Below are 24,534 nucleotides of genomic sequence, written 5' to 3' on the forward strand. Positions count from 1 at the left end.
TAACCACTGAGAATTAGATGTTCTCAGTGGTTATTTTCTTTATTTAAGGTTGATTTCTAATGGCTCTCCCTGTGCAATTATTTTATAAGGGAAGGTGTTAACACTATAACGATATTCTTTATTTGAATCCATATTTTTAAATTCAGCAATATAATCATTTTTATTAGATGAATCTAAATCTTTATAGAAACTAAAGTTATCTAAAGTAAATGTGCTATATAGGTCTTTATTTTGTAACCATATTGGAAATTGATGCTTTAATAAGTTTTTAGGATCATTAATTTCTAAATAAAACTTTATATTACTAGACTCTTTTTTTATATTCTTAACATTGATGTTTCCAATGCCATCAAAATTAAAGTTTTTAAGTGTTTTAAGATCATAAGTTTTAAGCATTTCTTCTGGGTATTTTACAGCTTTTTCTTGATTATTTAAAGTATCTAATAAATTTGTTTTATAAGCTATTATATAAACTTTTTTTGCATCTTTTTCTACATTAGTAAAATCACATATAAAGTTTTTTTCATCTTGAGATCTACAAGATTTGGTTTCGTATATTCTACCTTTATCATCATAAAGATAAAATGAAAAGTTTTGATGATCATTTACATTTGAAGGTAGAGTAAATTTTATTGATGTGCCCAGGGGACTCATTTTAAATCTATCTATGTGAATTTTGCAGGAGTCATTTAAACTAATGAATCCTAAGTTGTTTTTTGATATAGTTTCATCTATGATTTTTTCTCGTGAAACTGGAAGAGTAAATTTTAAATTCATATTAGTATCTTGCATAGAATGTATTTCAAGAGAAAGGTCAAATCTCTTTGGAGGTCTTTTGGATGGGACTGTCTTAAATGTAGTAACAACTAAACGTGTATTATCATCTATTATCTTTGAATTATTATCAGAGCTCATAAACAGGTCAAATGAGCTTGGTAAGTAGGGTACAATCATAAAATTTTCACCGAGTTTACCATCTTCATCTATTTTAGTATTTAGTCCAGACTTGTAAATCCTCATGGCGACCATAACATTTTCATCATCTGCCATCAGTTTATCTATAGTGAATTTATAACCATCTTTTTCTTGGCTTAAGCCTACATAACTAGAAAAATCTTTGAACTCTTTATAATAACCCAGTTTCTCGTATAGAGAATCTATAACTGGTATACTTTCTATAAAAGATTGTGCAAAAGCGGGTTTAACTGTAAAGGTTCCAACTGTTATGAAAATAGCTAGTGAAGCTACAATATACATAAACTTTTTCTTGTTGAAAATCTTAATGTTTTTTCTGAAATTATTTTTTAATTGTTTAACTTCTAGGTCAGTTAAGTCTGTTTCTATATTGTCAAACTCTTCTTCACTGAAAGAAGATGAATTTAATAACTCATATATATTATCTTTCATTGACAAAACCTCCATAAACGCTAGTTAATTGTTCCTTTAGTTTTTTCTTACCTCTGAAAATTCTATTATCTACTGAAGACCGAGTAAGATTTAGAGAAGAACATATTATGTTTATGCTATCTCCAATAAGGTATCTTCTTATAAAAATTTCTCTATCAGGATATTCTAATGTGTTTATAATATTTAAAAGTTCATTTCTATTTTCATTATCTAAAATTATATCTTCGGTACTTTTTTCATTTACTAGAGTGATACCATCAATATCACACTGATCTTTAGTTTTTACGAGTTTTCTCTTGTAATCTATTGCATTATATTTACTCACTGCAATTAACCAAGAAGTAAACTTTGACTCTTCAGATTTGTAAGAGGTGATATTATTCCATACCTTTAAGATTACGTCATTCAAACACTCCATTCAAACACTCCATACAATCTTCCCTATGATCTGCTCCTAGAACAGAAGTTATTACTTTAAACATTAAGTTAGAATAGTTATCTATGACATAATCTAATGCGGAAGGATTCTTCTTTACCAGCTGATGTATAAAGTTTTTACTAGTGATCTTCATTTTGCACCGTCCTTTCATATATAACTACGTGGATGTAATTAAAAATCTCTCAAATAAAAAATATAATAAACTAGATTTTAATAAAAATCTATAAATAGTGCTATGAAAATAAGTATACTACAATAAATAGAAAGATTGCTAAAGCGGTATTTTTTAAGCGTATTTTGAACATTTGACCTGTGGAATGTAATCGCATTAAGAATAAAAAATAGTAAGCTAAAAAGTAATAAATACTTTAGCTTACTATTTTATGGTGGGTTATTATTAAATATTGATTTTGTGATTATTAATAATTCTGAGTACCAGGCTGAGATATATCGCTTAGTGAGTGGCCAGCTTTTTGATCAGCTTGAGGTTCTGTTGCTAAATCTCCAAGAGACACTACACCAACCAATCTTTGATTTTCAACTATAGGAATTCTTCTTATTTGTTGTTGACTCATTATTCTTGATAAATCTTCTAGGCTCATGTCTGGTGAAGCTGTTACAGGATTAGTTGTCATAACATTTTTAACAGTTTCATTTGAAGTATGAGCTCCAGAAGAAACGGCTCTTAAAGTTATATCTCTATCTGTTACTATGCCTATAACCTTATCGCCGTCACATACTGGAACTGATCCTATATCATATTCTTTCATAAGTGTTGCGGCTCTTTCAATAGTATCATTTGAAGATAAACTTACGATAGATTTACTCATTACATCGCTTGCTTTCATAAAAACACCTGCCTTCAATTAAATTTCAACATTAGTGTTTCCTTAAAAAATAAAATATTACTAGGAAAATTTATATGGAAGTATTTAACGTGAATTATCTGTAATTAAGATATAATATATACATAATAATTGATATTAAAAGGCTCTTATTCTATAATTTAGTATGTGTTTTAAAACAATAAGATAAAAGGGGTTGAATTTATTGGAAAATATAATTTTTAGTGTATTCTTAATCATACTTGGTGCAATGATAGGTGGTGCTGGCGTTAGAGCCTCAGATGAAAGAATTAAGAATTCCTCGAATTTTAAAAAATATAATAAGGTTTCGAATGATTTAATAAAGTTTTTGAGAATGCAAAACATTGTAATTGGAGTAGCTCTAGTACTAACTGGATGTTTAAACTTCTATACCACTTTATCTACAACAATATTGGCATTAATAATAATAGGTATATACTTAATTACAACAATTCTAAGTTTCGTAGCTAAGAGAAAGTACTTATAATAGTATTGTTATATTATGAAAGGTAAGGTTTGATGGGGTGGTTAGCAATAAGATAAGAGGCATAATAATAGAACATGTTTTTATATCTAGTTAATTAGCAACTATTTGGATATAATTAGAATATAAAGTTTAAGATTGATTTTATATTTAATATAAGGAGTGAATAGAGTGCAATGGTTAAATAAATTAGAAAGAAAGTTTGGTAGGTTTGCAATAAAAAATTTAATGATGTATATAGTGGGAGCAAATCTATTTGTATATTTAGTTGATTACTTGTTCCGAGGCAATGGATTATCTCAAACTAGCTTATCATATAAACTTGCGTTTATACCTAGTCTAGTTTTAAAAGGTGAAGTGTGGAGAATAATAACATTTATTTTTATACCACCTGCGTCTTCACCAATATTTATAATATTTGTTTTATATTTTTATTATATGATAGGATCAGCCTTAGAAAATGAATGGGGAAGTTTCAAATTTAACATTTATTACTTTGTGGGTGTAATTGGTACTATAATTGCTGGCTTTATATCAGGGGGAGCGTCAGGGGAATATTTAACACTTTCTTTATTTTTAGCATTTGCGTATGTGTACCCAGATTATCAGATATTACTATTCTTTATACTTCCTATTAAGATAAAGTACTTAGCGTGGCTTGATGCAGCATTCTTAGCTTTGTCATTTTTTGGAGGAGGACTAGATGCTAAGTTAGCTATAGTAGCTGCCTTGATTAACTTCGTATTATTTTTTGGTAAAGATATATTAAGTAGAGGGAAGCATGGTAGCTATGCTTACAATAATAAGAAAAGATTTAAAAATAAAACTAAGAATATTAAGCTGGTATGGAGACATAAGTGTGAGATTTGCGGAATAACAGAAAATGATGACCCAACAATGGAGTTCAGATATTGTTCAATTTGCGAAGGAAATCATGAATACTGCATAAATCATTTAAGAAATCATGAACATGTAAGAAATCAAATTTAGATAAAAATAAATGAAGGTATCTCAATAATGAGATACCTTCATTTATTTTAATTAAAGGCCTAAAGCTTGATCTATAGCAGGTTTATCAAATCCAACTATTACAGTACCGTTTATATCTAAAACAGGAACTCCCATTTGTCTTGACTTATTAACCATTTCTTCTCTAGCAGTTAAATCTTCTTGAACATTTAGTTCTTCATAATTAACTCCTTGTGATTTTAAGTAGCTCTTTGCCTTAACGCACCAAGGGCATGAATTAGTTGTATATACTTTTACCATAACATTTCACTCCTTATTAACAAATAATTATTATCTAAGTTCATTATACCTCATGAGGGTATATTATTCAATACAAAAATTATTGAATCTTTTATAGTATATGACTATTATTATGTTGTGCTTACAAATAGTGGTTAAAAATATTTAACTCTAATGACCTTTTTATTAATTCATAAGGGTAACTGCTTCTTTATAAAACAAAGATCCAGGTTAGTTTTGCTGCGCGTGTAATAATAGTTGAATTTATAGGTGTGTAATAGCCTAAAATACTAAACTTACATATTTACGTTATGCAATACTTTATCAATGAATAAAACAGTAGTTTTATAGTAATATGTTTTGATAATATAAAAATTATATACCTATAAAAATTAGTTAATAAATTATTTTTTATAAATTGGATTGAATAATCCATATGTGCATGATTTTCGAACATGCATAACTTAAGTTTTCGAATGGTACCATATAGCTTAAAATGCTATAATAAGTTTTGAAATAAATCTTGATGATTTTTATTTCAACGTTTGTAAAAGCAATGGAAAGATCAAAGCGGGAGTAATTAAGGCCAAATCCAATTTACACTGGTGAGTAGAGTTTTATCCCATAATATATTGAGAGTGATTATGTTTTACTAATGGTCCTTGTTTATGAAAAAATAAAAAGACAAAGAAATGAAGTATAGTAGTATAGTGGTCTAGACAAGTAGGAAAAATTATAATATAATTAAATTAGGAGGAACGGAAATGATAGATAAGAATAGTCCTATACCAGTTTATTATCAATTAAAAGAAGATATAAAGAGAAAAATATCTCAAGGAGTATGGAAGGTTGGTCAGTGTATAGATAGTGAGAGAGAACTTTCGGAGAGTTATGGAGTAAGTAGAATGACTATAAGACAGGCTCTTGGAGAACTAGTTCAAGAAGGTATACTGATTAGAGAAAAAGGAAAAGGAACCTTTGTATGTGAACCCAAAGTAAAGCAAAAAGATATGATGAGCTTCTCTAACATAATTAAGAAGCTAGGTGGGAAACTAGAAACTAAGGTTTTAGGATTAGAGATCATAGATACACCTGAAGATATGCATGATATATTTTCTTTTGATAAGCTTTATAGAATAGATAGAATGAGAATTGTAGATGGTGAAACTATAGCGAATGAAATAGTATATATACCATGTGACTATTGTGGATATATAGATGAAAAGTTATTAGAAGGTTCACTTTTTGAGATATTAGAAGGCTTTGGTTACAAGATAGATTATTCTCAATCTTCAATAAAAGCAATAATAATGGATGACTATTATAGAAAGCTATTTAATGTAGACAGAGACGTTCCTTTGATTAATATATACTCTAAAACTATAACAAACAATGGGAAGATTCTTTTTGTAGAGGAATCTACCTACAGATCAGATAAGTATTTATTAGAAGTAGATATATCAACACGGGAGGGGAAATTTAGATGAAAATAATAATTGCTAAAAACTATAATGAAATGAGTGAAATTGCAGCTCGAGAGATTGCTGATTTTATAAATAACAAACCAGACGCGGTTTTAGGTCTTGCTACTGGTGGAACTCCAGCTGGAATGTATAAGGAACTTATAAAGTTAAATAAAGAAGGAAAAGCAGACTTCTCCAAAATAACAAGTGTAAATCTTGATGAGTACGTTGGGCTAAGTGGGGAGCATGAACAAAGCTATAGATATTTTATGGATGATAATCTATTCAATCATGTTAATATAGATAAAAGTAAAACTTTTGTTCCTAATGGATTAGCAGAAGATATAGATGCATCATGCAGAGAGTATGATGAAAGAATATCAGAACTTGGTGGAATAGATCTTCAACTACTTGGAATAGGTGCAAATGGTCATATAGGCTTTAACGAACCAGCAGAATACCTATATCAAGGGACACACCAAACTGAATTAGCTGAAAGCACTATTGAAGCAAATGCAAGATTTTTTGATTCAATAGATAAGGTGCCAAAGAAGGCTATAACAATGGGCATTGGCGGGATAATGAAGTCAAAGAAGATCCTTCTTTTAGCTAGTGGAGAAAATAAGGCTGAGGCAGTAGCACAATTAGTGAGTGGAAAGATAAGTACAAAGGTTCCAGCTTCAATGTTACAGATGCATGGAGATGTAGTAGTTATTGTTGATGAAGCTGCAGCTAAGTTTATAAAAAGAGCATAACTATAGATTGAAAATGTCACGTGTTTGTGGCATTTTTTTTACTTTAAAGAAAAGTATGAAACTTTAAACTACTATTACCTACATAATTTAATTATTTTACGAAATTCATATACCTACAGTAAAAAATAGAATATATTTATGTGATATACTTTAATATACACATAATAGTATTATATAATGTTTAATGTTAACAAAATAATGTGTATTAAATAGAAAGTGTATCAATGATTTTACAGTATTTTAACTATAAAATTCAAAATATAAATTTTATTATGATAAAATATGGTTATATTTTTATTAAAATGAAAGAATATTAATATATGACAGGAAAAGATAAAATAGTAGGTGGATATAATGGCTAAAATTAAAACTCTATATGTTTGTCAGCAATGTGGTTATGAATCGCCAAAATGGTTGGGAAAATGTCCGGAATGTAATTCATGGAACTCTATGCTAGAAGAAGTAAAGGAAAGTAAGCCACAAAGAACAAACTTTTCATCAAGACAAACCAGTTCTCCTAAGCAAATAAAAGATATTAAATCTGGAGAAAAAGAAAGATATGATACAGGAATTATTGAACTCAATAGAGTTTTAGGAGGTGGCCTTGTAAGAGGATCTCTTACATTAATATCTGGAGATCCTGGCATAGGAAAATCCACACTGCTTCTACAAACTGCTAATAACATATCAAAAAAGTACGGAAAGGTTCTTTATGTTTCTGGTGAAGAATCAGAAGAGCAGATTAAGATAAGAGGAGACAGGTTGGGGGTTGAAGCTGAAGAATTATACATAGTATCAGAAACCAGTCTCGATGTAATAGAAAGTTATATAGAAGATATAAAACCTGTTTTTGTAATAATTGACTCTATTCAAACCATATATAAAGAAGGGGTTACTTCTGCACCAGGAAGTGTGTCCCAAGTTAGAGAATGTTCTAATGTAATAATGAGAATAGGAAAAAACAACAATATACCTTTGTTTATAGTAGCTCATGTGACTAAGCAAGGTGAATTAGCAGGTCCTAGAGTACTAGAGCATATGGTTGATACAGTGCTTTCTTTTGAAGGGGAAAGAACAGAAGAATTTAGAATACTTAGAACGATGAAAAATAGATTTGGAACAACTAGTGAAATTGGAGTGTTTGAAATGAGCCAAGAGGGTCTTATTCAGATTTATGATCCATCAAGAATGTTTTTAGAAGACACTAATTATAATCAAGAGGGATCTATGGTTGTAGGACTTATGGAAGGTACAAGACCAATACTTGTAGAAATACAAGCGTTAGTTACAGAAACTAAAGCTGTTATGCCAAGGCGTACTGGAGTAGGAATAGATAATCAAAGACTTAGCTTAATTTTAGCTGTTCTTGAGAAAAAGATAAGAATACCATTCTATAATAGTGATGTTTATTTAAATGTAGTAGGTGGGCTTAATATAGAAGGTACCACTGCTGACTTAGGGATAGCGTTAGCGCTTATATCCTCATCTAAGGGAAATGCAGGGGCGTTAGAGAAAGTGATGATTATTGGTGAAGTAGGGCTTACTGGAGAGATAAGACCAGTAAACAATTGTGATAGATTGGTAAATGAAGCACAAAAGATGGGGTTTACCAATGTAGTAGTACCATATAGAAATTTAGATAAGCTTAATAAGGAAGGACTAAATGTAATTGGTGTCAGAACTTTAAAGGAAGCAGTAAGCAAGATTTTCTGATAGGTCGGTGAAAGATATATGAGAATAGAAAATGATAAAGAAATTAAAAACATCTTAAAAATAGTTGGTCCAGGAACGCAGCTTAGAGAAGGTCTTGAAAATATATTAAGGGCTAAGACTGGAGGACTTATAGTACTAAGTAATACTGAAGAGGTTATGAAGATTGTTGATGGCGGATTTACCATAAATTCTGATTATTCACCATCATATATTTACGAACTAGCAAAAATGGATGGGGCAATTGTAATAAGTTCAGATCTAAAAAAGATTATTTGTGCAAATGCTCAGCTAGTACCAGAGTCAGCTATACAGACTTTTGAAACAGGCACAAGGCACAGAACTGCACAAAGAGTAGCTAAACAAACAGGAATGATAACAGTTGCTATCTCTCAGAGAAGAAATATAATAACTATATATAAAGGTGAGCTAAAGTATGTATTGAGAGAAAGTAGTGTTATATTAGCAAGGGCTAATCAGGCTGTACAGACGCTTGAAAAGTATGTGGCGGTTCTAGATAGAGTTATTAATAATCTGAATTTATTAGAGTTTCAGGATTTAGTAACCTTATTTGATGTAGTTACTGCTATCCAAAGGACAGAAATGGTAATGAGAATAGTAGGGGAGATAGAACGATATATAGTTGAACTTGGAAATGAAGGAAGACTGATTTCCATGCAGTTAAATGAGTTAATAAAGAATATAGAGCAGGACGGAATACTTTTAATAAGAGATTACTGCAAGGTTAATATGGACCATAATGAGATATATAAAGATATGCAGAAACTTAGCCAAGAAGAATTACTAGATTTAGATATGATAGGTAAGCTTTTGGGATACGTGTCGGTTCCGATGATAGATACATTAATTTCTCCAAGAGGCTATAGGATTCTAAACAAAGTTCCGAGAATTCCTGCAACTGTTATAGAAAATCTTATAAAACATTTTAAGGAGTTGACAGCAATTCTAGATGCTACAACAGATGACTTAGATCAAGTTGAGGGAATTGGAGAAGCAAGAGCGAGGGCAATTAGAAATGGGCTAAGAAGAATAAAGGAACAAGTTTCATTAAATAAGCAATTATAAAAGGTTAGCAGGTTATAATCCTGCTAACTTTTTATTTGTTTTGTTAGTTTTATACGTTTCACTAATTAAAGGTTTTAAAACTTAACACATTGTTAAGAAAGATAAAATCATATATTTATCTAATTTACATGTTATTAGAATAAATTTTACAAAATTATATAAAAGTTTTGTAAAGTTAATACTAAAAGTATGATTATTTGGATATTATATATACGTGGTAAAAAAGCCTGAGAGCATACTAATTTATGATTTCAATTAAGTATTATAAATTTAATATTAATGAATACGTTTAAAATCAATAAAATATAAAAAAAATGCAAAGTCTTGTTATTAGAATGCAACATTTAGGAAATAATTAATAAGGTGTTATCTAAATGTAAATTTTCCTAATGTATTTATTCTATCATATTCCTTTATCAATATATCGTAAAGGTTTAAGTCCAAGGAGTTGCAAAGCGAAGTAAGATAGAAGATATTATTACCAATCTCTCTTTCAATAATTTCTCTGCAGCCTTCGCATAGTTCTCCTTCAAGATGACTTTTTAAACATTTATCTAAGACATCTATAGAATCATCCTCTTCAGGAAGACATTGTTTATCAGCAGAAATTTTTACGCAACCGCAATTTGTTACAGCTTTAGCTACAGCTCTATTCACCCTAGCATTAGACTCTTGAAATTTTGATAGAATATCAAGAATACTCTTGTGTCTTAGTAGTGATTCCTGCACAGCATTTTGAAAATCATCGAATATAACGTCTTTCATCGGTATCACTCCTTTTGATAAATTAGTTTGATATTTAATTTAATTATAAGTATTTTCAGATAATTTTGTCAATGAAGTAAGATGTCATCATCCTTAGATATTATATTAAAGCATTGCTATTTTTTTTTATAGGGGGTATTTAAATAGTAATTTATAGAAAGTTCAAATCTATTCATTATGTTTTTTAGAAACTATATGTTATAATTGTTTAAAGGATTTTATAAAAATTGTTGTTTTTAAGAATGTATTTCAATATAATGGAAATACTTATATAATAGGAGGTGAATAATATTGGTAAAAAAACTTTTTAGACTTACTTTTACTATAATTGGATTAGTAGTTGGATATTTTATAGCAGATGGGCTTATAAGAACTAATTATATAGCAAATAATTTTTCTTCTATAAAAATGCCGGTAGTGGCTTTAATTTTCTATTCTTTATTTATTATTATTTTCGGACTTATACTTTTTATTGTTTCTCCACTTTTGTATCGAGGTATATCAAAGTTAATAGATGCTATAGAAAGCAGTATGCAGAAACTAACTGCCAGCGAAATATTATTTGGTGCATTAGGTGCGATAATATCACTAATAATAGCATCATTATTTATGCTACCACTTAATGGAGTGTTAAATAAGATACATGAGATATTAGCTCAAGTAGTGTTCATTGTAGTTAACCTTGTTGCTTTGGTAATTGGAGTAGATATTTCTGTTAAAAGAAGAGATGATATAATAGCTTTATTTGACGGATTAAAAAGAAGTTCAGGCAAAGACAAAAAGAATAAACACGGAATTAAAGCATATCCAAAAGTTTTAGATACGTCAGTTATAATTGATGGAAGAATATTTGATATATGCCAAACGGCATTTGTTGAAGGACCTCTTGTTATTCCAAGCTTTGTTCTTGATGAATTAAGACATATATCAGACTCATCGGATTCTTTGAAAAGAAATAGAGGAAGAAGAGGACTAGATATACTTAATAAGATCCAAAAAGAGTTGAGTATAGAGGTTCAGATTTGGGAAGGTGATTTTCCAGATATTCAGGAAGTGGATTCTAAGCTTTTAAAGCTTGCGCAAACCTTAAGTGGAAAAGTTGTAACTAATGATTATAACTTAAACAAAGTAGCAGAATTCCAAGGTGTACCAGTTCTTAATATAAATGAATTGGCTAATGCTATAAAGCCGGTAGTACTTCCAGGCGAAGACATGACCATAACAATTGTTAAAGATGGTAAGGAATCAGGTCAAGGTGTTGCATATCTTGACGATGGTACAATGATAGTTGTTGAAGGCGGAAGAAAGTTTATTGGAGAGAATATTGATGTTACAGTTACTTCAGTACTCCAAACTGCTGCAGGAAGAATGATATTTGCTAAACAAAAAGAAGTAGTTTAAAGGGGTTATTATTATGTCGAAGGCTTGTGCAATCATTGTGGCTGGCGGCAAGGGCAAGAGGATGGAAACTAATATAGCTAAGCAATATATAAATATTGGAGGAAAACCGATATTATATTACGCAATTAAAGCCTTTGTAGATTGTAGTTCTATAGATGAAGTAGTATTGGTAACACAAAAGGATGAAATGCAATATTGTAAGAGTGAAATAATCGAAAAGTTTAATCTGCCTGTGAAAAAAATTGTTGAAGCAGGAGCAGAAAGACAGGATTCCGTATATAATGGATTAAAATCAATACAAGATTGCGATATAGTATTAATTCATGATGCTGCTAGACCATTTGTTACTAGAGATATAATTGAAAGTGGTATAACATATGCTAAAGAGTTTGGGGGAGCAGCTCCAGGAGTTACACCTAAAGATACTATTAAGATTAAGGGTGATGATGGATTTTCTTTATCAACACCAAATAGAAGTACATTATTTGCAGTACAGACACCACAATGCTTTAGGTATGATGAAATAAGACGATGCCATGAAAAAATAAAAAGTAATAATATATCGGTAACTGATGATACTATGGCTTTTGAGCTATTTCATAGCAAAGTGTTTTTATATGAAGGTGACTATAAAAATATAAAGATAACTACACAAGAAGATTTGATTCTAGCAGAAAGCTTTGTAAAAGAAGCATAAATGTTCAATCAATAAAAATATATTAGAAGAAGTTAAAGAAAGTTTTCATATATTGACACGCTTTTTTTAAAAAGTTATAATAAATTAATCAAATTTAATATTGAAAAGCATTGAAGAAGAATAGTAAGAGCAACCTTACAGAGAGAGAATCCATGGCTGAAAGATTTTCGCCTGCTTTGAACCTGCTTCCGAGTTGTAGGTAAAAACTATCGGTCTAATACCGTTATTATTAGTTGAGTACAAATTTAGGTGGTACCGCGATATAAGTTCGCCCTAAGCATAGGGTGGACTTTTTTTATTCTTTTTTAAAATGCAACTGTGTAAAAGTCGCACATGAAAGTTGTATTAGTGTTTTTTTATTTAAATTGAAAGTATGTAATTTTATAATTGCTTTAAAGATAGAGGAGGATACGCAAATGAAAATGTCAAACATGTTAGTTTCTACACTAAGGGAAGTACCTGCAGAAGCTGAAATAGATAGCCATAAGCTTATGTTAAGAGCAGGTATGATGAGAAAGATGGCATCGGGTATATACAATTATATGCCACTCGGACTTAAAGTACTAAAAAAAATAGAAGATGTTGTTAGAGAAGAAATGGATAATGCAGGAGCACAAGAGTTTTTAGCTTCAGCCATGATTCCTGCAGAATTATGGAAAGAATCAGGAAGATGGGATGCTTATGGCGCAGAGATGTTTAGACTTAAAGATAGGAACGAAAGAGATTTTTGTCTTGGGCCAACTCATGAAGAAGTATTCACAGATATAGCTAGAAATGAAATAAAATCATATAAACAATTACCAGTAAATCTTTATCAAATACAAACTAAGTACAGAGATGAAAGAAGACCAAGATTTGGCGTAATGAGATCTAGAGAATTCATTATGAAAGATGCTTACAGTTTTGATAAAGATGAAGCAGGTCTTGATATATCTTACAATAAGATGAATAAGGCTTATGTGAACATATTTAATAGATGTGGATTAGATGCAAAATGCGTTGAAGCAGACTCAGGTGCTATTGGAGGATCAAACTCAGCAGAATTTATGGTTAAATCTGAAGTTGGTGAGGACGATATTGTTTTCTGTAGTTCTTGCGATTATGCAGCTAATATTGAAAAGGCAGCACCAACTCCTGAACTAGCAGAAGTTGAAGAATTAAAGGCGCTTAATAAAATAGAAACTCCAAATACTAGAACAATAGAAGAACTGATAAAATTCTTTAATACTACAGAAAAGAAGTTTGCTAAAACTCTTATATTCAATGCAGATGGCAAGATAGTTGCAGTTATGGTAAGAGGAGATAGAGAAGTAAACGAAACAAAGGTTGCAAATGCTTTAGGTGGGGTTACTAACTTAGAGATGGCAGACAATGAATCTGTTGCGAAAGCAACTGGTGCACAAGTTGGCTTTGCTGGGCCAATAGGTATCAAAGTTGAAGCTTTATTAGTTGATGTTGAAGTAGCAAAGATGTATAACTTTATAGTTGGAGCTAACGAAACTGGCTACCATATAGAGAATGTAAACTATGGAAGAGACTTTGAAGGCACTGTTGGAGACTTTAGAAACATAACTGAGGGAGAAAAATGTCCACACTGTGGAGGGACAATTACTATATCTAGAGGAACTGAAGTAGGACATATATTTAAACTTGGAACAAAATATTCAGTTTCTATGAATGCAAACTTTATCGATGAGAATGGAGGACAGAAACCATTTATAATGGGCTGTTATGGTATTGGAATAACAAGAACAATGGCATCTATAATAGAGCAACATCATGATGAAAATGGTATAGTATGGCCACTTTCTGTAGCACCATACCAAGTAGCAGTAGTGATTGTTAATATAAAGGATGAAGCTCAAGTGAAGGTAGCTACTGAACTTTATGAATCTCTTAGAAAGAGAGGCATTGATGTAATCCTAGACGATAGAAATGAAAGAGCTGGGGTTAAGTTTAAGGATGCTGACCTTATGGGAATACCAATGAGAATAACAGTAGGTAAAAAGATTACTGAAAATCAAGTGGAATTTAAGTTAAGAAATTCTGAAGATATTGATGTAATAAATATAGATGATGTATATAATACAGTAAAAAAACAGTTTGATGAAGCTGGGTTATATATATAGGAATATAATAGATATAAAAAATTAATTTACAAAGGGAGGGCTGTTAATGATGAAGATATATAATACTCTTACAAATAAAAAAGAAGAATTTATCCCCATCGAAAAAAACAGGGTGAGGATGTATGTTTGTGGACCTACTGTATATAACTTCTTTCATATAGGTAATGGAAGAACTTTTATAGTATTTGATACAATAAGAAGATATTTTGAGTATAGAGGCTTTGAGGTTAAGTTTGTTCAAAACTTTACGGATATTGATGATAAGATGATCAATAAAGCTAATGAAGAAGGAACAACAGTTAAAGAGCTAGGTGATAGATATATAGATGAATACTATCATGACGCAGATTCTCTTAATATAGAGAGAGCTACAGTGAATCCTAGGGCAACTGAATATATGGATGAAATAGTAGGCTTTGTAAAAAGTCTTGTCGATAAAGGATATGCATATGAGGTTAATGGAGATGTATATTTCTCAACTAAAAAATTTGCCCATTATGGAAAGTTATCCGGGCAGAATATAGAAGACTTACAGGCTGGAGCAAGAATAAATGTAGATGAAAGAAAGCAAGATCCTATGGACTTTGCAGTATGGAAATCTCAAAAAACAGGTGAGCCAGGTTGGGAAAGTCCGTGGGGCTTAGGGAGACCAGGTTGGCATATAGAATGTTCTTGCATGGCTAAGGATATACTTGGTGAAACAATAGATATTCATGCAGGTGGATCGGACTTAGTATTCCCACATCATGAAAATGAAATAGCTCAAAGTGAGGCTCTTACAGGAAAGCCATTTGCAAACTATTGGATGCATAGTGCTTTTGTAAATATAAACAATCAAAAAATGTCTAAATCATTGAATAACTTTTTTACAGCAAGAGAAATATTAGATAGATATGATGCTGATGTAATAAGATTTTTAATGTTATCAGCTCATTATAGACAACAGCTTAACTTTAGTGAGGAACTCTTAGAATCTGCTAAGGCGTCAGTAGATAGAATTTATAATGCTATAGCAAACCTAGAAAACTTACTTGAAGAAGTTAAGGTGGAAGCTGCTACAGATGAAGAAAGAAGTTATTTGACTTCTCTAGGAAAACATAGAGATAAATATATTGAAAGAATGGATGATGATTTTAATACTGCAGATGCTATTACAGCTATCTTTGATTTAATAAAGGATACTAACACAAATATATCGATAAATTCTTCCAAGGAAGTTATAGTTGAAGCGCTAAAACTTATAAGAGAACTAGGTGGACCTTTAGGAATCTTGCAAAAATCAACTAAGGTTTCTCTAGAAGATGAGATAGAACAATTGGTTGAACAAAGACAACAAGCTAGAAAAGATAGAGATTGGGCATTAGCAGATAAAATTAGAGATGAGCTAAAAGACAGAGGTATTGTTCTTGAGGATACACCTCAAGGAGTAAGATGGAAAAAAATCTAGTATTTTAGTAATCTGTTTTGGATATTTTAGACTTGTGGCATTGAAGAGCATAAATGGTGTTTCTTTGCCACGAGTCTTTTTACTGTATAGGAAACTATAAAACTTTCCAACTAGCTAAACCTAGATATTTCAATAGCTTTATAAGTTTTATATTGCTAAACAGTAAAAAATAAAACTTATTCGCCTGCCAGATTTTCCTCATCTACATTCGGAAAGGCAGATGCGTTAAAAAAGCTCACTGAAGAAGGTAGCTTCAGCGACTTTTTTACTGTACATGAAAGTATTTGAATTTAGTAATAAGCAATAAGTAATGAAGGGGGAAACAAGGTTGAGAAATCTAGAAAACATAAAAAAGGTAGTAATAAAAGTAGGAACATCAACACTTACTTATGCAAATGGAAATCTTAATTTAGTTAAGATGGAGAATATAGTTAGGCAAATAGCGGATTTACATAACAGAGGTCTTGAAGTTATATTGGTTACTTCTGGTGCTATTGGAACAGGGGCTAGTGCTTTGGGGTATAAGGAAAGACCAAAAACTATACCAGAAAAGCAAGCATGTGCTGCTGTGGGGCAGGTAACTCTTATTCATATGTATCAGAAACTTTTTTCAGAATATAATAAGGTTTCGGCGCAGATTCTTATGACTAGAGAAGACATAAGAGATAGAAAAAGATATCTAAATGGAAGAAACACCTTCTTTACTTTACTAGATATAGGGGCTATACCAATAGTTAATGAAAATGACGCCCTTGTGGTAGATGAAATAAAGTTTGGTGATAATGACAGTCTGTCAGCTATGGTGGCTTCATTTGTAGATGCAGATCTGCTAATTATACTTTCAGACATAGAGGGTCTATATGACAGTAATCCAAAAGATAATAAAGATGCTAAAATTATAGATTATGTTGAGACTATAACTAAAGAGATTGAAGGTTATGCAGGTGGTGCAGGATCAAAGCTTGGTACAGGTGGAATGATAACAAAACTTCATGCGGCTAAGATTTGCTGCTCATCTGGCGTATCAATGATAATATGTAATGGAGCATCAAACGACAGCATAATAAGAGCTGTAAATGGTGAAAATGTTGGAACTTATTTTCAAGGGAAAGTTAAGCCTATGAGAGGAAGACAGCATTGGTTAGCATACGAGGCAGCACCAAAAGCTAGTATAGTAGTTGACTTAGGTGCTGAAAAGGCGCTAAGAAACCATAAAAGTCTTTTGCCAAAAGGGATAGTATCTATTGAAGGTAAATTCGATGAAGGAGATGTGGTAAGTATACTAGGCATAGACGGGAACAGGATAGGGCATGGTATATCTAGCTATAACTCAAAAGATTTAAGTTCTATAATTGGTGTAGAAACAAAAAAGATAGAAGAACTACTAGGTTACAAGCATTATGATGAAATCATTCATATAAATAATATGGTTATATTCTAAAAATTGGGGAGGTAATAAAGATGGATTATAAAGCATATATGATGCAAAAAGGACTACTAGCAAAAGCAGCTTCAAGACGTATGGCGAGTGTTACGACAGAAGTTAAGAATAAAGCTCTTTTAAACATAGCAAAAGCTATTAGAGAGAATACAAATGCAATAATATCAGAGAATGCTAAGGATATAGAAAATGGCAAAAAGAAAGGTTTATCAAAGGCTATATTAGATAGGCTGTTTCTGGATGAAAAAAGAATAGAAGTAATGGCTTCAGCTGTGGAACAGGTATCAGGACTTAATGATCCTATAGGAGAAGTTATTGAAGGATTTAAAACTTATAATGAACTTAAAATTTCTAAAATAAGAGTTCCATTAGGCGTTGTAGGCATAATATACGAAGCGAGACCAAATGTTACCATTGATGCAGCAGCATTATGTATAAAGAGTGGAAATAGTTGTATACTTAGAGGTGGATCTGAGGCAATAAATTCTAATATAGTCATTTCGGGAATTATATCTAAGGCTGCAACAGAAAGTGGGCTTCCAAATGGAGCTGTAACCTTTGTTGATATAACAGATAGAGAAATAGTTGATATAATGCTTAAATTTAATGAATGTATTGATGTTCTTATTCCTAGAGGTGGTGCCAATCTAATAAGGAAGGTGGTTGAAAATGCCACAGTTCCTGTAATAGAAACTGGAGTCGGTAATTGTCATGTATTTGTAGATGAAAGTGCAGATGTTAAGAAGGCTATTGAAATTATAGTTAATGCCAAGACTCATAGACCAGGAGTATGTAATGCTATAGAGACTATATTAGTCCATAAGAACATTGCTGAGAATATACTTGGAGAGCTTAAAAAAGAGCTTGAGGAAAAAAAGGTTCAATTAAGAGGCTGCGAAGAAACTAGAAGCTTTATAGAATGTGAAGATGCTACGGAAGAAGATTGGGCTACTGAGTATCTTGATCTAATATTAGCAGTTAAGGTTGTTAACCATATTGATGAAGCGTTAGATCATATATATAAATATGGAACCAAGCATTCAGAAGCTATAATAACTGAGAACTATACAAATTCTCAAAGATTCTTAAAAGAAGTAGATGCAGCTGCAGTTTATGTGAATGCTTCTACAAGATTTACGGATGGAGGAGAATTTGGTTTTGGAGCTGAAATAGGTATATCAACTCAAAAGCTTCATGCAAGAGGACCTATGGGATTAAAAGAATTAACTTCGTATAAGTATTTGATTTACGGAGATGGACAAATTAGGAAATAAATTTGAAGAAATTTTTAATTTTACTAGAGTAGCTTATGCTACTCTTTAAATTTTTATATAAAAATTCTAAAATATGATTTAAAATAGAATAAGAATAAAATTTATTAAGAATGAATAGTATGTAGGTTAGATATATATGTACAAGCCATGGAGGTTTTATTATGAAGCAAAGAAAAATTATTAACAACACTAAAAGGTCCTTTGTAGTTATAGGAATTATAACATTCTTATTTGCTATATTATTTTTTAGATTGGGTTTTTTGATGATTGTCAGAAAAAACTTTCTTGTAGCTAAAGCAGAATCACAGTCTTCATATCAACAGACAATTATGCCTAAGAGAGGGAGTATACTAGATACCAACGGTCAGCAGCTTGCGGTTAGTGGTGATGTTTATAAATTAAGTTTAGACTTACTTGAGGTTCATAATTATGCAGATACTAAAAGTAGAAAAACTGGAGATAAGCCTCAAGAAATAGTGAAGGATATAGCGGATAAATTTGCAGATATTTTGGGCAAAGATAAAAAAGAAGTTGAAGACTTCATGGAGAAAGAAAATGATCAAGGGGTTTATCCAAGAGGATTGCCTCTCGCTAGAAAGATAGAAAAAAATCAAATAGATAAAATAAAAGAATTAAGAGATAAAAATAGCTATAATTTTGTGATTATAGAAAATGATACTAATAGATACTATCCTAACAATAATTTTCTTGCTCAGGTTTTAGGGGGAGTAGATTTAGATGGAAAAGGGTTATTTGGATTAGAGCAATACTACAATAAAGATCTAACAGGGGTTCCGGGAGTTAGCATAAGTCAAGTTGATAGAAAATCTAGAGATCTACCATATTCTAATCAAATATATACTCAGCCTGTAAATGGGAAGGACTTAACTACAACTATAAATTCAAGAATTCAATATGCTTGTGAAGAGATAGCCTCAAAAACAATGCAGTCAACAAAAGCTGAATCAGTAAGAATAATCGTTACTAATCCTAGAAATGGTGAAATACTTGCAATGGTAAATAAACCAGATTACGACCCTAATAATCCGAGTAAGGGAGTTAAGGATAGCAAGCAATTTTCTGAGGTTACTAGGAATGGTGTTGTAAGTGATGCTTTTGAACCTGGATCAACCTTTAAGCTAGTAACGATGTCAGCAGCGTTGCAGGAAGGAAAAGTTAATAACGATTATCATTTTTTTGATCCAGGATATGCTTTGGTAAATGGACAAAGAATAAATTGCTGGAAGCTAGAGGGGCATGGAGCGGAAAATCTAGTTGATCTACTTAAAAACTCATGTAATCCTGGGTTTATAGATCTTGGAAAAAAAGTTGGCAAGGAAAAGATGAATGAATATATATCAAACTTTGGTTTTGGAAAACTTTCAGGTATTGATTTTCCTGGTGAAACTCCAGGTATTGTAAAGTCAACTGACCAAATAAGCCCAGTAGATCTTGCGACTATATCATTTGGTCAGACAGATGCTGCATCAATGGTTCAGCTTATAGGAGCTATAAATACAGTATTTAATGATGGAGTGTATACAACACCACATTTTATGAAAAACTTATCAGAAGTTGATGCTGACGGAAATAGGAAGATAGTCTCTACCTATGAAGAGAAAAATAGCAGACAGGTTTTAAGTAAAAATATTGCTAATGAAGTAGCTGGATTTTTACAGGATACTGTATCTACTGGGTCGGGTAAACTTGCATATGTAGAAGGCTATGGTATAGGTGGTAAGACTGGAACTGCGCAAAAACCAAAGAAAGATGGAAAAGGATATGATGATAAAAAATTTATAGCTTCATTTATCGGTGGAGCTCCATATAACGATCCGAAGGTAAGTCTTTTGATAACTATAGATTCACCAGAAGGGGAGCATATGGGAGGAGAAGTTGCAGCGCCGGTTGCTCATGATCTATTCCAAGAGATATTTAAGATAATGAACATACAACCAACTGTTAAATAACAGGAGGATGTTTGAATGATTCAAAATAAGCTTAGTTAAAGCCAAATATTAAGGAGATTACATGTTAGAAGATTTACTTTATAAAAAGTTAACTAAAGAAGAGGCTAGGAGATTAAACTCACTTCAATTAGCATTTGTAGGAGATGGAGTTTATGAAGTTTTTATAAGAAATTATATATTGCTTGAAAATAAGGAACTATCAGCACATAAAATTCATGTTAAGGCTATTCAGTATGTAAAAGCACATGGACAAAGTGAAATCATGAAGGTTTTGGAGTCAGAGCTTAGTGAAGATGAGTTTTATATTTTTAAAAGAGGAAGAAATGCTAAATCAGCAACAGTTCCTAAGAATGCAGATGTTATTGAATATAGATCTGCCACTGGATTTGAAGCGTTAGTTGGTTACTTATTCCTTATAGGAGATAAAGAAAGATTGCTTTATGTTTTGAATAGAAGTGTAGAGGTAATTAATCCTTAAAATTATAAGATTTTAACTATATAACTATTTAAATAGTTATATAGTTAAATATTTATATAGTTAAAAATATAAAAATATAACAATTTAAAAAGTTAAGAATTTATAGTTAAATTCAGTAGTTGATAGTTTTTTTTGTAAGCTTTGTATAGCTACAAAAGATTATATTCTTGAAGAATAATAAGATAATATTGAAATGTTTGTTTAATGTTATTTATATAAGCAATAATATTAAGAGGAGTGGACAGTTTGAGTTTAAAAGTTAAGTTAATACAATATACCCCTGAGGCTGAGAAAGTTATTGCAGCAGCAGCTAAACTTTGTTATAGTTCAGTTGGAATCGATTCTATTATGGACAATCTGAATGAAGAAAGCACAGATAAGTTTTTGAATATGCTTGTATCTATAGGACATGAATCGCCTATAGAACATGTATCCTTTACTTTTGGAGTAGAAGGTGTGTCTAGAAGTTTAAGTCATCAATTGGTAAGACATAGAATAGCATCATACTCTCAACAAAGCCAAAGGTACGTAAAACTAAATCAATTTGAGTATATAATACCGCCAAGTATAGAGAGTGATGAAAAAGCAAAAGAGGTATACATAGCTGCTATGGAAAAGAGCCAAGAGGCTTATGATTCCTTGGTGGAGATTTTGAAGACTAATTACATAAGTTCTGGTATAGATGAAAAGAGTGCGGAAAAAAAGGCTATTGAAGATGCAAGATATGTTTTTCCAAATGCCTGCGAGACAAAAGTAGTTTTTACTATGAATGCAAGAAGTTTGATGAATTTCTTCCATCATAGATGCTGTAACAGAGCGCAATGGGAAATAAGAGCCATGGCAGATGAAATGCTTGAAGAAGTTAAAAAGGTTTGTCCGACTCTATTTAAAAAAGCTGGACCTAATTGCGTCAAAGGAGCTTGCCCAGAAGGGAAGATGACTTGCGGTAAAATAGTTGAAGTTAGGGAAAAATACTTAGGAAAATAGGAATACAAGATTTAAGGAGATGAAACACTTATGGCTCAAAGAATGAACAAAAGCAATAATAAAAATGAGAATAAGACTGATTATAAAAAGAATAATAAGTTTGTTAAGAATGAAGTTGTTAAAAAGAACACAAGAGAAGATAGAAGAGAAGTAGACGCTTTGATTAGAGAAGATGTAGTAGTAGGTAGAAATGCAGTTATCGAAGCTTTAAAGTCTGATACAACTATAGAACAAATATTAATTGCCAACGGTAATATGGAAGGTTCTATTAATAAGGTTATTGCAATGGCCAAAGATAAAAAAGTTGTTATTAAAGAAGTGGATAGAAAAAAACTAGACTCAATTAGTGAAACAGGAGCGCATCAAGGTGTAATTGCAATAGTAACTCCATTTAAATATTCAGAAGTAGAGGATATACTTAAATACGCAGAAGAAAAAGGTGAAAAGCCGTTTATTGTAATATTGGATGAACTTGAAGATCCTCATAACCTTGGATCAATAGTTAGAACTGCTGAGCTTTCTGGAGTACATGGGATAATAATTCCTAAAAGAAGAAATGTTGGAATAACACCAACTGTGTATAAATCAGCTGCAGGTGCCATAGAACATATGAAGATTGCTAAGGTTACAAACATAAATGCAGTTATTGATGAATTAAAGGAAGCTGGTGTATGGGTATATGGTGCTGAAATAGACGGTGACTCATATTCCTACGAGACTGATTTTTCTGGAGCGTGCGCTTTGATTATAGGTAGTGAAGGAAGAGGTATGTCTAAACTTACAAAAGATAAGTGTGATAAACTAGTTAAGATACCTATGGTAGGAAAAATAAACTCTTTAAATGCTTCAGTTGCAGGTGGGATCATGATGTATGAAATATTAAAATCGAGACTATTGAAATAGTTTCAATAGAGTAGAGTGATATTGTGAGAATAATATATATTGATGGATATAACGTTATAAACAGTTGGCCGAATTTAAATAAGATTAAAGATTATAGTTTCGAGTCAGCTAGACAACAGCTTATTGATACTATGCAGAATTATGGAAGTTATAAATCTTCCAAAATAGTTATAGTGTTTGATGCTCACAAAGTGGGCGGAAATATGGAAAAGAAAGATATAGCTGGAATGGTCACTGTGGTCTTCACTAAAGACGGAGAAACTGCTGATGGATATATAGAGAGAATGATAAATAACATAGGCCGAAAAGTTGAGGTTTTTGTTGTGACTTCAGACTGGTTAGAACAACAAACGATTTTTCAAAGAGGTGCTGTAAGGATGTCTTCTTTAGAGTTTTATAACGAAGTTTTATCCATAGAGGATAAGATAAGGAAAAAAACAGAAAAAAGTAAATTGAAGCAAAAAAACTTATTAGAAGATAGTATAGATAAAAAAATACTGGAAGAACTTGAGAAAATACGCAGGAGTCGTTGATTTTACTTGACTTAGAAAGATTGACTGATTTATAATTATTTAAGTAGCATCAGTGGTTAAAGGGGGGATAGTGTGGAGACGAGAGGTAGAGATAATAGCTTTGTAGAGTTTAAAGAAATTTCTGACGAAGAAGTTGTAATTAGAGCCAAAAAGGGTAATACTAATGCACAAGAGTACCTTATTAATAAATATGAAAACTTTGTCAAGACAAAGGCAAGATCATATTTTCTTATTGGAGCTGACAAAGAAGATATTTATCAAGAAGGTATGATAGGTTTGTATAAATCTATTAGGGATTTTAATCCTGAAAAGCTTACATCCTTTAAGGCGTTTGCTGAACTATGTGTCACTAGGCAGATAATAACAGCAATAAAAACTGCAACAAGGCAAAAACATATTCCTCTAAATACTTATGTTTCCCTTAATAAACCTATATATGATGAAGAATCTGACAGAACATTGCTTGATGTACTCACTGGGCTTAAAATAACAGACCCAGAAGAACTTATAATAAGCAAGGAAGAAATGACTCATATTGAAAAAGAAATGGGAAGAGTGCTTTCAGATCTTGAGATGGAGGTACTTATGTCTTATTTAGATGGCAAGTCATATCAAGAAATTGCTTGTGATTTAGATAGGCAGGCTAAGTCGATAGATAATGCGCTGCAAAGAGTAAAAAGAAAGTTAGAAAAATGTTTAAATATTAAATAATACAAAATACAAAAAATATTGACAAAAAAAATTAATGGTAGTAAACTTTATAATTGGTATATGTTATATATCAATTATATTATATAAAACTGCTCACGTAGCTCAGTCGGTAGAGCGTCACCTTGGTAAGGTGGAGGTCGACGGTTCAATCCCGTTCGTGAGCTCCATTTTTTGGAATTTACAAAACGCTAGGCAAAGTTTATCAAATTAAAAAAGGAGGAACACACAATGGCAAAGTCTAAATTTGAAAGAAATAAGCCACACGTAAATATCGGAACAATAGGACACGTAGACCACGGTAAGACAACATTAACAGCTGCAATAACATCAGTATTAGCAA

At 31.4% G+C, this 24,534-nt stretch carries 25 protein-coding genes and 1 tRNA gene; 20 read left to right on the forward strand and 6 right to left on the reverse strand.

Annotation, left to right across the window (positions count from 1 at the left end; all coding sequences use genetic code 11):
- Window positions 1–39: 39 nt before the first annotated feature.
- The 4 genes from OCU55_RS22845 to OCU55_RS22860 form a co-directional block, all read right to left on the reverse strand.
- Window positions 40–1,407, reverse strand: coding sequence for a DUF4179 domain-containing protein (locus OCU55_RS22845; RefSeq protein WP_261854593.1), 1,368 nt, complete (start codon window positions 1,405–1,407; stop codon window positions 40–42).
- A complete protein-coding gene (locus OCU55_RS22850) occupies window positions 1,397–1,825 on the reverse strand; it encodes a sigma-70 family RNA polymerase sigma factor (RefSeq protein WP_261854594.1) in 429 nt (142 codons plus the stop codon). Before OCU55_RS22850 ends, OCU55_RS22845 begins: the two co-directional genes overlap by 11 nt.
- Window positions 1,809–1,979 carry a hypothetical protein gene (locus OCU55_RS22855; protein WP_261854595.1) on the reverse strand — a complete coding sequence of 57 codons (171 nt, stop codon included), beginning with the start codon at window positions 1,977–1,979 and terminating at the stop codon, window positions 1,809–1,811. The genes OCU55_RS22850 and OCU55_RS22855 overlap by 17 nt, the downstream gene beginning before the upstream one ends.
- Before the next feature lie 286 nt (window positions 1,980–2,265).
- Entirely contained in the window at window positions 2,266–2,694 is a 429-nt protein-coding gene (locus OCU55_RS22860) for a CBS domain-containing protein (protein WP_261854596.1), read from the reverse strand.
- A 202-nt stretch (window positions 2,695–2,896) separates the two neighbouring features.
- Here OCU55_RS22860 and OCU55_RS22865 point away from each other — a divergent pair, with 202 nt between their 5' ends.
- Window positions 2,897–3,199, forward strand: a complete 303-nt coding sequence (locus tag OCU55_RS22865; RefSeq protein ID WP_261854597.1) for a hypothetical protein — start codon at window positions 2,897–2,899, stop codon at window positions 3,197–3,199.
- Between the two features lie 168 nt (window positions 3,200–3,367).
- Window positions 3,368–4,186, forward strand: coding sequence for a rhomboid family intramembrane serine protease (locus OCU55_RS22870; RefSeq protein ID WP_261854598.1), 819 nt, complete (start codon window positions 3,368–3,370; stop codon window positions 4,184–4,186).
- Between the two features lie 51 nt (window positions 4,187–4,237).
- Here the strand turns inward: OCU55_RS22870 and OCU55_RS22875 are convergent, their stop codons facing one another.
- The gene (locus OCU55_RS22875) at window positions 4,238–4,465 is read right to left on the reverse strand and encodes a glutaredoxin family protein (RefSeq protein ID WP_183279241.1); all 228 of its coding nucleotides are present in this window, start codon (window positions 4,463–4,465) and stop codon (window positions 4,238–4,240) included.
- 743 nt (window positions 4,466–5,208) lie between these two features.
- Here OCU55_RS22875 and OCU55_RS22880 point away from each other — a divergent pair.
- From OCU55_RS22880 to disA, 4 genes are all read left to right on the forward strand, one after another.
- The gene (locus tag OCU55_RS22880; protein ID WP_261854599.1) at window positions 5,209–5,931 is read left to right on the forward strand and encodes a GntR family transcriptional regulator; all 723 of its coding nucleotides are present in this window, start codon (window positions 5,209–5,211) and stop codon (window positions 5,929–5,931) included.
- Window positions 5,928–6,662, forward strand: coding sequence for a glucosamine-6-phosphate deaminase (gene nagB / locus OCU55_RS22885; RefSeq protein WP_261854600.1), 735 nt, complete (start codon window positions 5,928–5,930; stop codon window positions 6,660–6,662). Before OCU55_RS22880 ends, nagB begins: the two co-directional genes overlap by 4 nt.
- A 354-nt stretch (window positions 6,663–7,016) precedes the next feature.
- Window positions 7,017–8,375, forward strand: a complete 1,359-nt coding sequence (radA, locus tag OCU55_RS22890; protein WP_261854601.1) for a DNA repair protein RadA — start codon at window positions 7,017–7,019, stop codon at window positions 8,373–8,375.
- Window positions 8,376–8,393: 18 nt separating this feature from the next.
- A complete protein-coding gene (gene disA / locus OCU55_RS22895) occupies window positions 8,394–9,458 on the forward strand; it encodes a DNA integrity scanning diadenylate cyclase DisA (RefSeq protein ID WP_261854602.1) in 1,065 nt (354 codons plus the stop codon).
- A 366-nt stretch (window positions 9,459–9,824) separates the two neighbouring features.
- Here the strand turns inward: disA and OCU55_RS22900 are convergent, their stop codons facing one another.
- Window positions 9,825–10,223 carry a nucleoside triphosphate pyrophosphohydrolase family protein gene (locus OCU55_RS22900; protein WP_206871124.1) on the reverse strand — a complete coding sequence of 133 codons (399 nt, stop codon included), beginning with the start codon at window positions 10,221–10,223 and terminating at the stop codon, window positions 9,825–9,827.
- Window positions 10,224–10,514: 291 nt separating this feature from the next.
- Between OCU55_RS22900 and OCU55_RS22905 the strand changes: the two genes are divergently transcribed.
- From OCU55_RS22905 to OCU55_RS22970, 14 genes are all read left to right on the forward strand, one after another.
- The gene (locus tag OCU55_RS22905) at window positions 10,515–11,624 is read left to right on the forward strand and encodes a PIN/TRAM domain-containing protein (RefSeq protein WP_261854603.1); all 1,110 of its coding nucleotides are present in this window, start codon (window positions 10,515–10,517) and stop codon (window positions 11,622–11,624) included.
- Between the two features lie 13 nt (window positions 11,625–11,637).
- Complete coding sequence (gene ispD / locus OCU55_RS22910) at window positions 11,638–12,321, forward strand: 2-C-methyl-D-erythritol 4-phosphate cytidylyltransferase (RefSeq protein WP_261854604.1); 684 nt, start codon at window positions 11,638–11,640, stop codon at window positions 12,319–12,321.
- A 416-nt stretch (window positions 12,322–12,737) separates the two neighbouring features.
- Window positions 12,738–14,450: a proline--tRNA ligase gene (locus OCU55_RS22915; RefSeq protein WP_261854605.1), complete on the forward strand. Its 1,713-nt coding sequence runs from the start codon at window positions 12,738–12,740 to the stop codon at window positions 14,448–14,450.
- Window positions 14,451–14,499: 49 nt separating this feature from the next.
- Window positions 14,500–15,897, forward strand: a complete 1,398-nt coding sequence (gene cysS / locus OCU55_RS22920; RefSeq protein ID WP_261854616.1) for a cysteine--tRNA ligase — start codon at window positions 14,500–14,502, stop codon at window positions 15,895–15,897.
- Window positions 15,898–16,207: 310 nt separating this feature from the next.
- The gene (gene proB / locus OCU55_RS22925) at window positions 16,208–17,338 is read left to right on the forward strand and encodes a glutamate 5-kinase (RefSeq protein ID WP_261854606.1); all 1,131 of its coding nucleotides are present in this window, start codon (window positions 16,208–16,210) and stop codon (window positions 17,336–17,338) included.
- Between the two features lie 20 nt (window positions 17,339–17,358).
- The gene (locus OCU55_RS22930; protein ID WP_261854607.1) at window positions 17,359–18,612 is read left to right on the forward strand and encodes a glutamate-5-semialdehyde dehydrogenase; all 1,254 of its coding nucleotides are present in this window, start codon (window positions 17,359–17,361) and stop codon (window positions 18,610–18,612) included.
- A 161-nt stretch (window positions 18,613–18,773) separates the two neighbouring features.
- On the forward strand, window positions 18,774–20,582 hold the full coding sequence (locus OCU55_RS22935; RefSeq protein WP_261854608.1) for a penicillin-binding transpeptidase domain-containing protein: 1,809 nt from the start codon (window positions 18,774–18,776) through the stop codon (window positions 20,580–20,582).
- 61 nt (window positions 20,583–20,643) lie between these two features.
- Window positions 20,644–21,060 carry a Mini-ribonuclease 3 gene (locus OCU55_RS22940; protein WP_261854609.1) on the forward strand — a complete coding sequence of 139 codons (417 nt, stop codon included), beginning with the start codon at window positions 20,644–20,646 and terminating at the stop codon, window positions 21,058–21,060.
- 246 nt (window positions 21,061–21,306) lie between these two features.
- Complete coding sequence (thyX, locus tag OCU55_RS22945; RefSeq protein ID WP_261854610.1) at window positions 21,307–22,047, forward strand: FAD-dependent thymidylate synthase; 741 nt, start codon at window positions 21,307–21,309, stop codon at window positions 22,045–22,047.
- Window positions 22,048–22,077: 30 nt separating this feature from the next.
- Window positions 22,078–22,950, forward strand: coding sequence for a 23S rRNA (guanosine(2251)-2'-O)-methyltransferase RlmB (gene rlmB, locus OCU55_RS22950; RefSeq protein ID WP_261854611.1), 873 nt, complete (start codon window positions 22,078–22,080; stop codon window positions 22,948–22,950).
- Window positions 22,951–22,973: 23 nt separating this feature from the next.
- On the forward strand, window positions 22,974–23,483 hold the full coding sequence (locus tag OCU55_RS22955) for an NYN domain-containing protein (protein WP_183279227.1): 510 nt from the start codon (window positions 22,974–22,976) through the stop codon (window positions 23,481–23,483).
- A gap of 72 nt (window positions 23,484–23,555) precedes the next feature.
- On the forward strand, window positions 23,556–24,194 hold the full coding sequence (sigH, locus tag OCU55_RS22960; RefSeq protein ID WP_261854612.1) for an RNA polymerase sporulation sigma factor SigH: 639 nt from the start codon (window positions 23,556–23,558) through the stop codon (window positions 24,192–24,194).
- A gap of 91 nt (window positions 24,195–24,285) precedes the next feature.
- Window positions 24,286–24,361 (forward strand) — tRNA-Thr (locus OCU55_RS22965).
- A gap of 61 nt (window positions 24,362–24,422) precedes the next feature.
- A partial coding sequence (locus OCU55_RS22970) for a GTP-binding protein (protein WP_261854617.1) occupies window positions 24,423–24,534 on the forward strand: 112 nt, incomplete at its 3' end.

Source organism: Clostridium folliculivorans (genome assembly GCF_024341905.1).
Lineage (GTDB): Bacteria > Bacillota > Clostridia > Clostridiales > Clostridiaceae > Clostridium_AR > Clostridium_AR folliculivorans.

Coding starts and splice junctions, on each gene's coding strand:
- OCU55_RS22845 (WP_261854593.1), bottom strand. CDS start 1,407: ATGAAAGATAATATATATGAGTTATTAAATTCATCTTCTTTCAGTGAA.
- OCU55_RS22850 (WP_261854594.1), bottom strand. CDS start 1,825: ATGGAGTGTTTGAATGACGTAATCTTAAAGGTATGGAATAATATCACC.
- OCU55_RS22855 (WP_261854595.1), bottom strand. CDS start 1,979: ATGAAGATCACTAGTAAAAACTTTATACATCAGCTGGTAAAGAAGAAT.
- OCU55_RS22860 (WP_261854596.1), bottom strand. CDS start 2,694: ATGAAAGCAAGCGATGTAATGAGTAAATCTATCGTAAGTTTATCTTCA.
- OCU55_RS22875 (WP_183279241.1), bottom strand. CDS start 4,465: ATGGTAAAAGTATATACAACTAATTCATGCCCTTGGTGCGTTAAGGCA.
- OCU55_RS22880 (WP_261854599.1), top strand. CDS start 5,209: ATGATAGATAAGAATAGTCCTATACCAGTTTATTATCAATTAAAAGAA.
- nagB (WP_261854600.1), top strand. CDS start 5,928: ATGAAAATAATAATTGCTAAAAACTATAATGAAATGAGTGAAATTGCA.
- radA (WP_261854601.1), top strand. CDS start 7,017: ATGGCTAAAATTAAAACTCTATATGTTTGTCAGCAATGTGGTTATGAA.
- disA (WP_261854602.1), top strand. CDS start 8,394: ATGAGAATAGAAAATGATAAAGAAATTAAAAACATCTTAAAAATAGTT.
- OCU55_RS22900 (WP_206871124.1), bottom strand. CDS start 10,223: ATGAAAGACGTTATATTCGATGATTTTCAAAATGCTGTGCAGGAATCA.
- ispD (WP_261854604.1), top strand. CDS start 11,638: ATGTCGAAGGCTTGTGCAATCATTGTGGCTGGCGGCAAGGGCAAGAGG.
- OCU55_RS22915 (WP_261854605.1), top strand. CDS start 12,738: ATGAAAATGTCAAACATGTTAGTTTCTACACTAAGGGAAGTACCTGCA.
- cysS (WP_261854616.1), top strand. CDS start 14,500: ATGAAGATATATAATACTCTTACAAATAAAAAAGAAGAATTTATCCCC.
- proB (WP_261854606.1), top strand. CDS start 16,208: ATGAAGGGGGAAACAAGGTTGAGAAATCTAGAAAACATAAAAAAGGTA.
- OCU55_RS22930 (WP_261854607.1), top strand. CDS start 17,359: ATGGATTATAAAGCATATATGATGCAAAAAGGACTACTAGCAAAAGCA.
- OCU55_RS22935 (WP_261854608.1), top strand. CDS start 18,774: ATGAAGCAAAGAAAAATTATTAACAACACTAAAAGGTCCTTTGTAGTT.
- OCU55_RS22940 (WP_261854609.1), top strand. CDS start 20,644: ATGTTAGAAGATTTACTTTATAAAAAGTTAACTAAAGAAGAGGCTAGG.
- rlmB (WP_261854611.1), top strand. CDS start 22,078: ATGGCTCAAAGAATGAACAAAAGCAATAATAAAAATGAGAATAAGACT.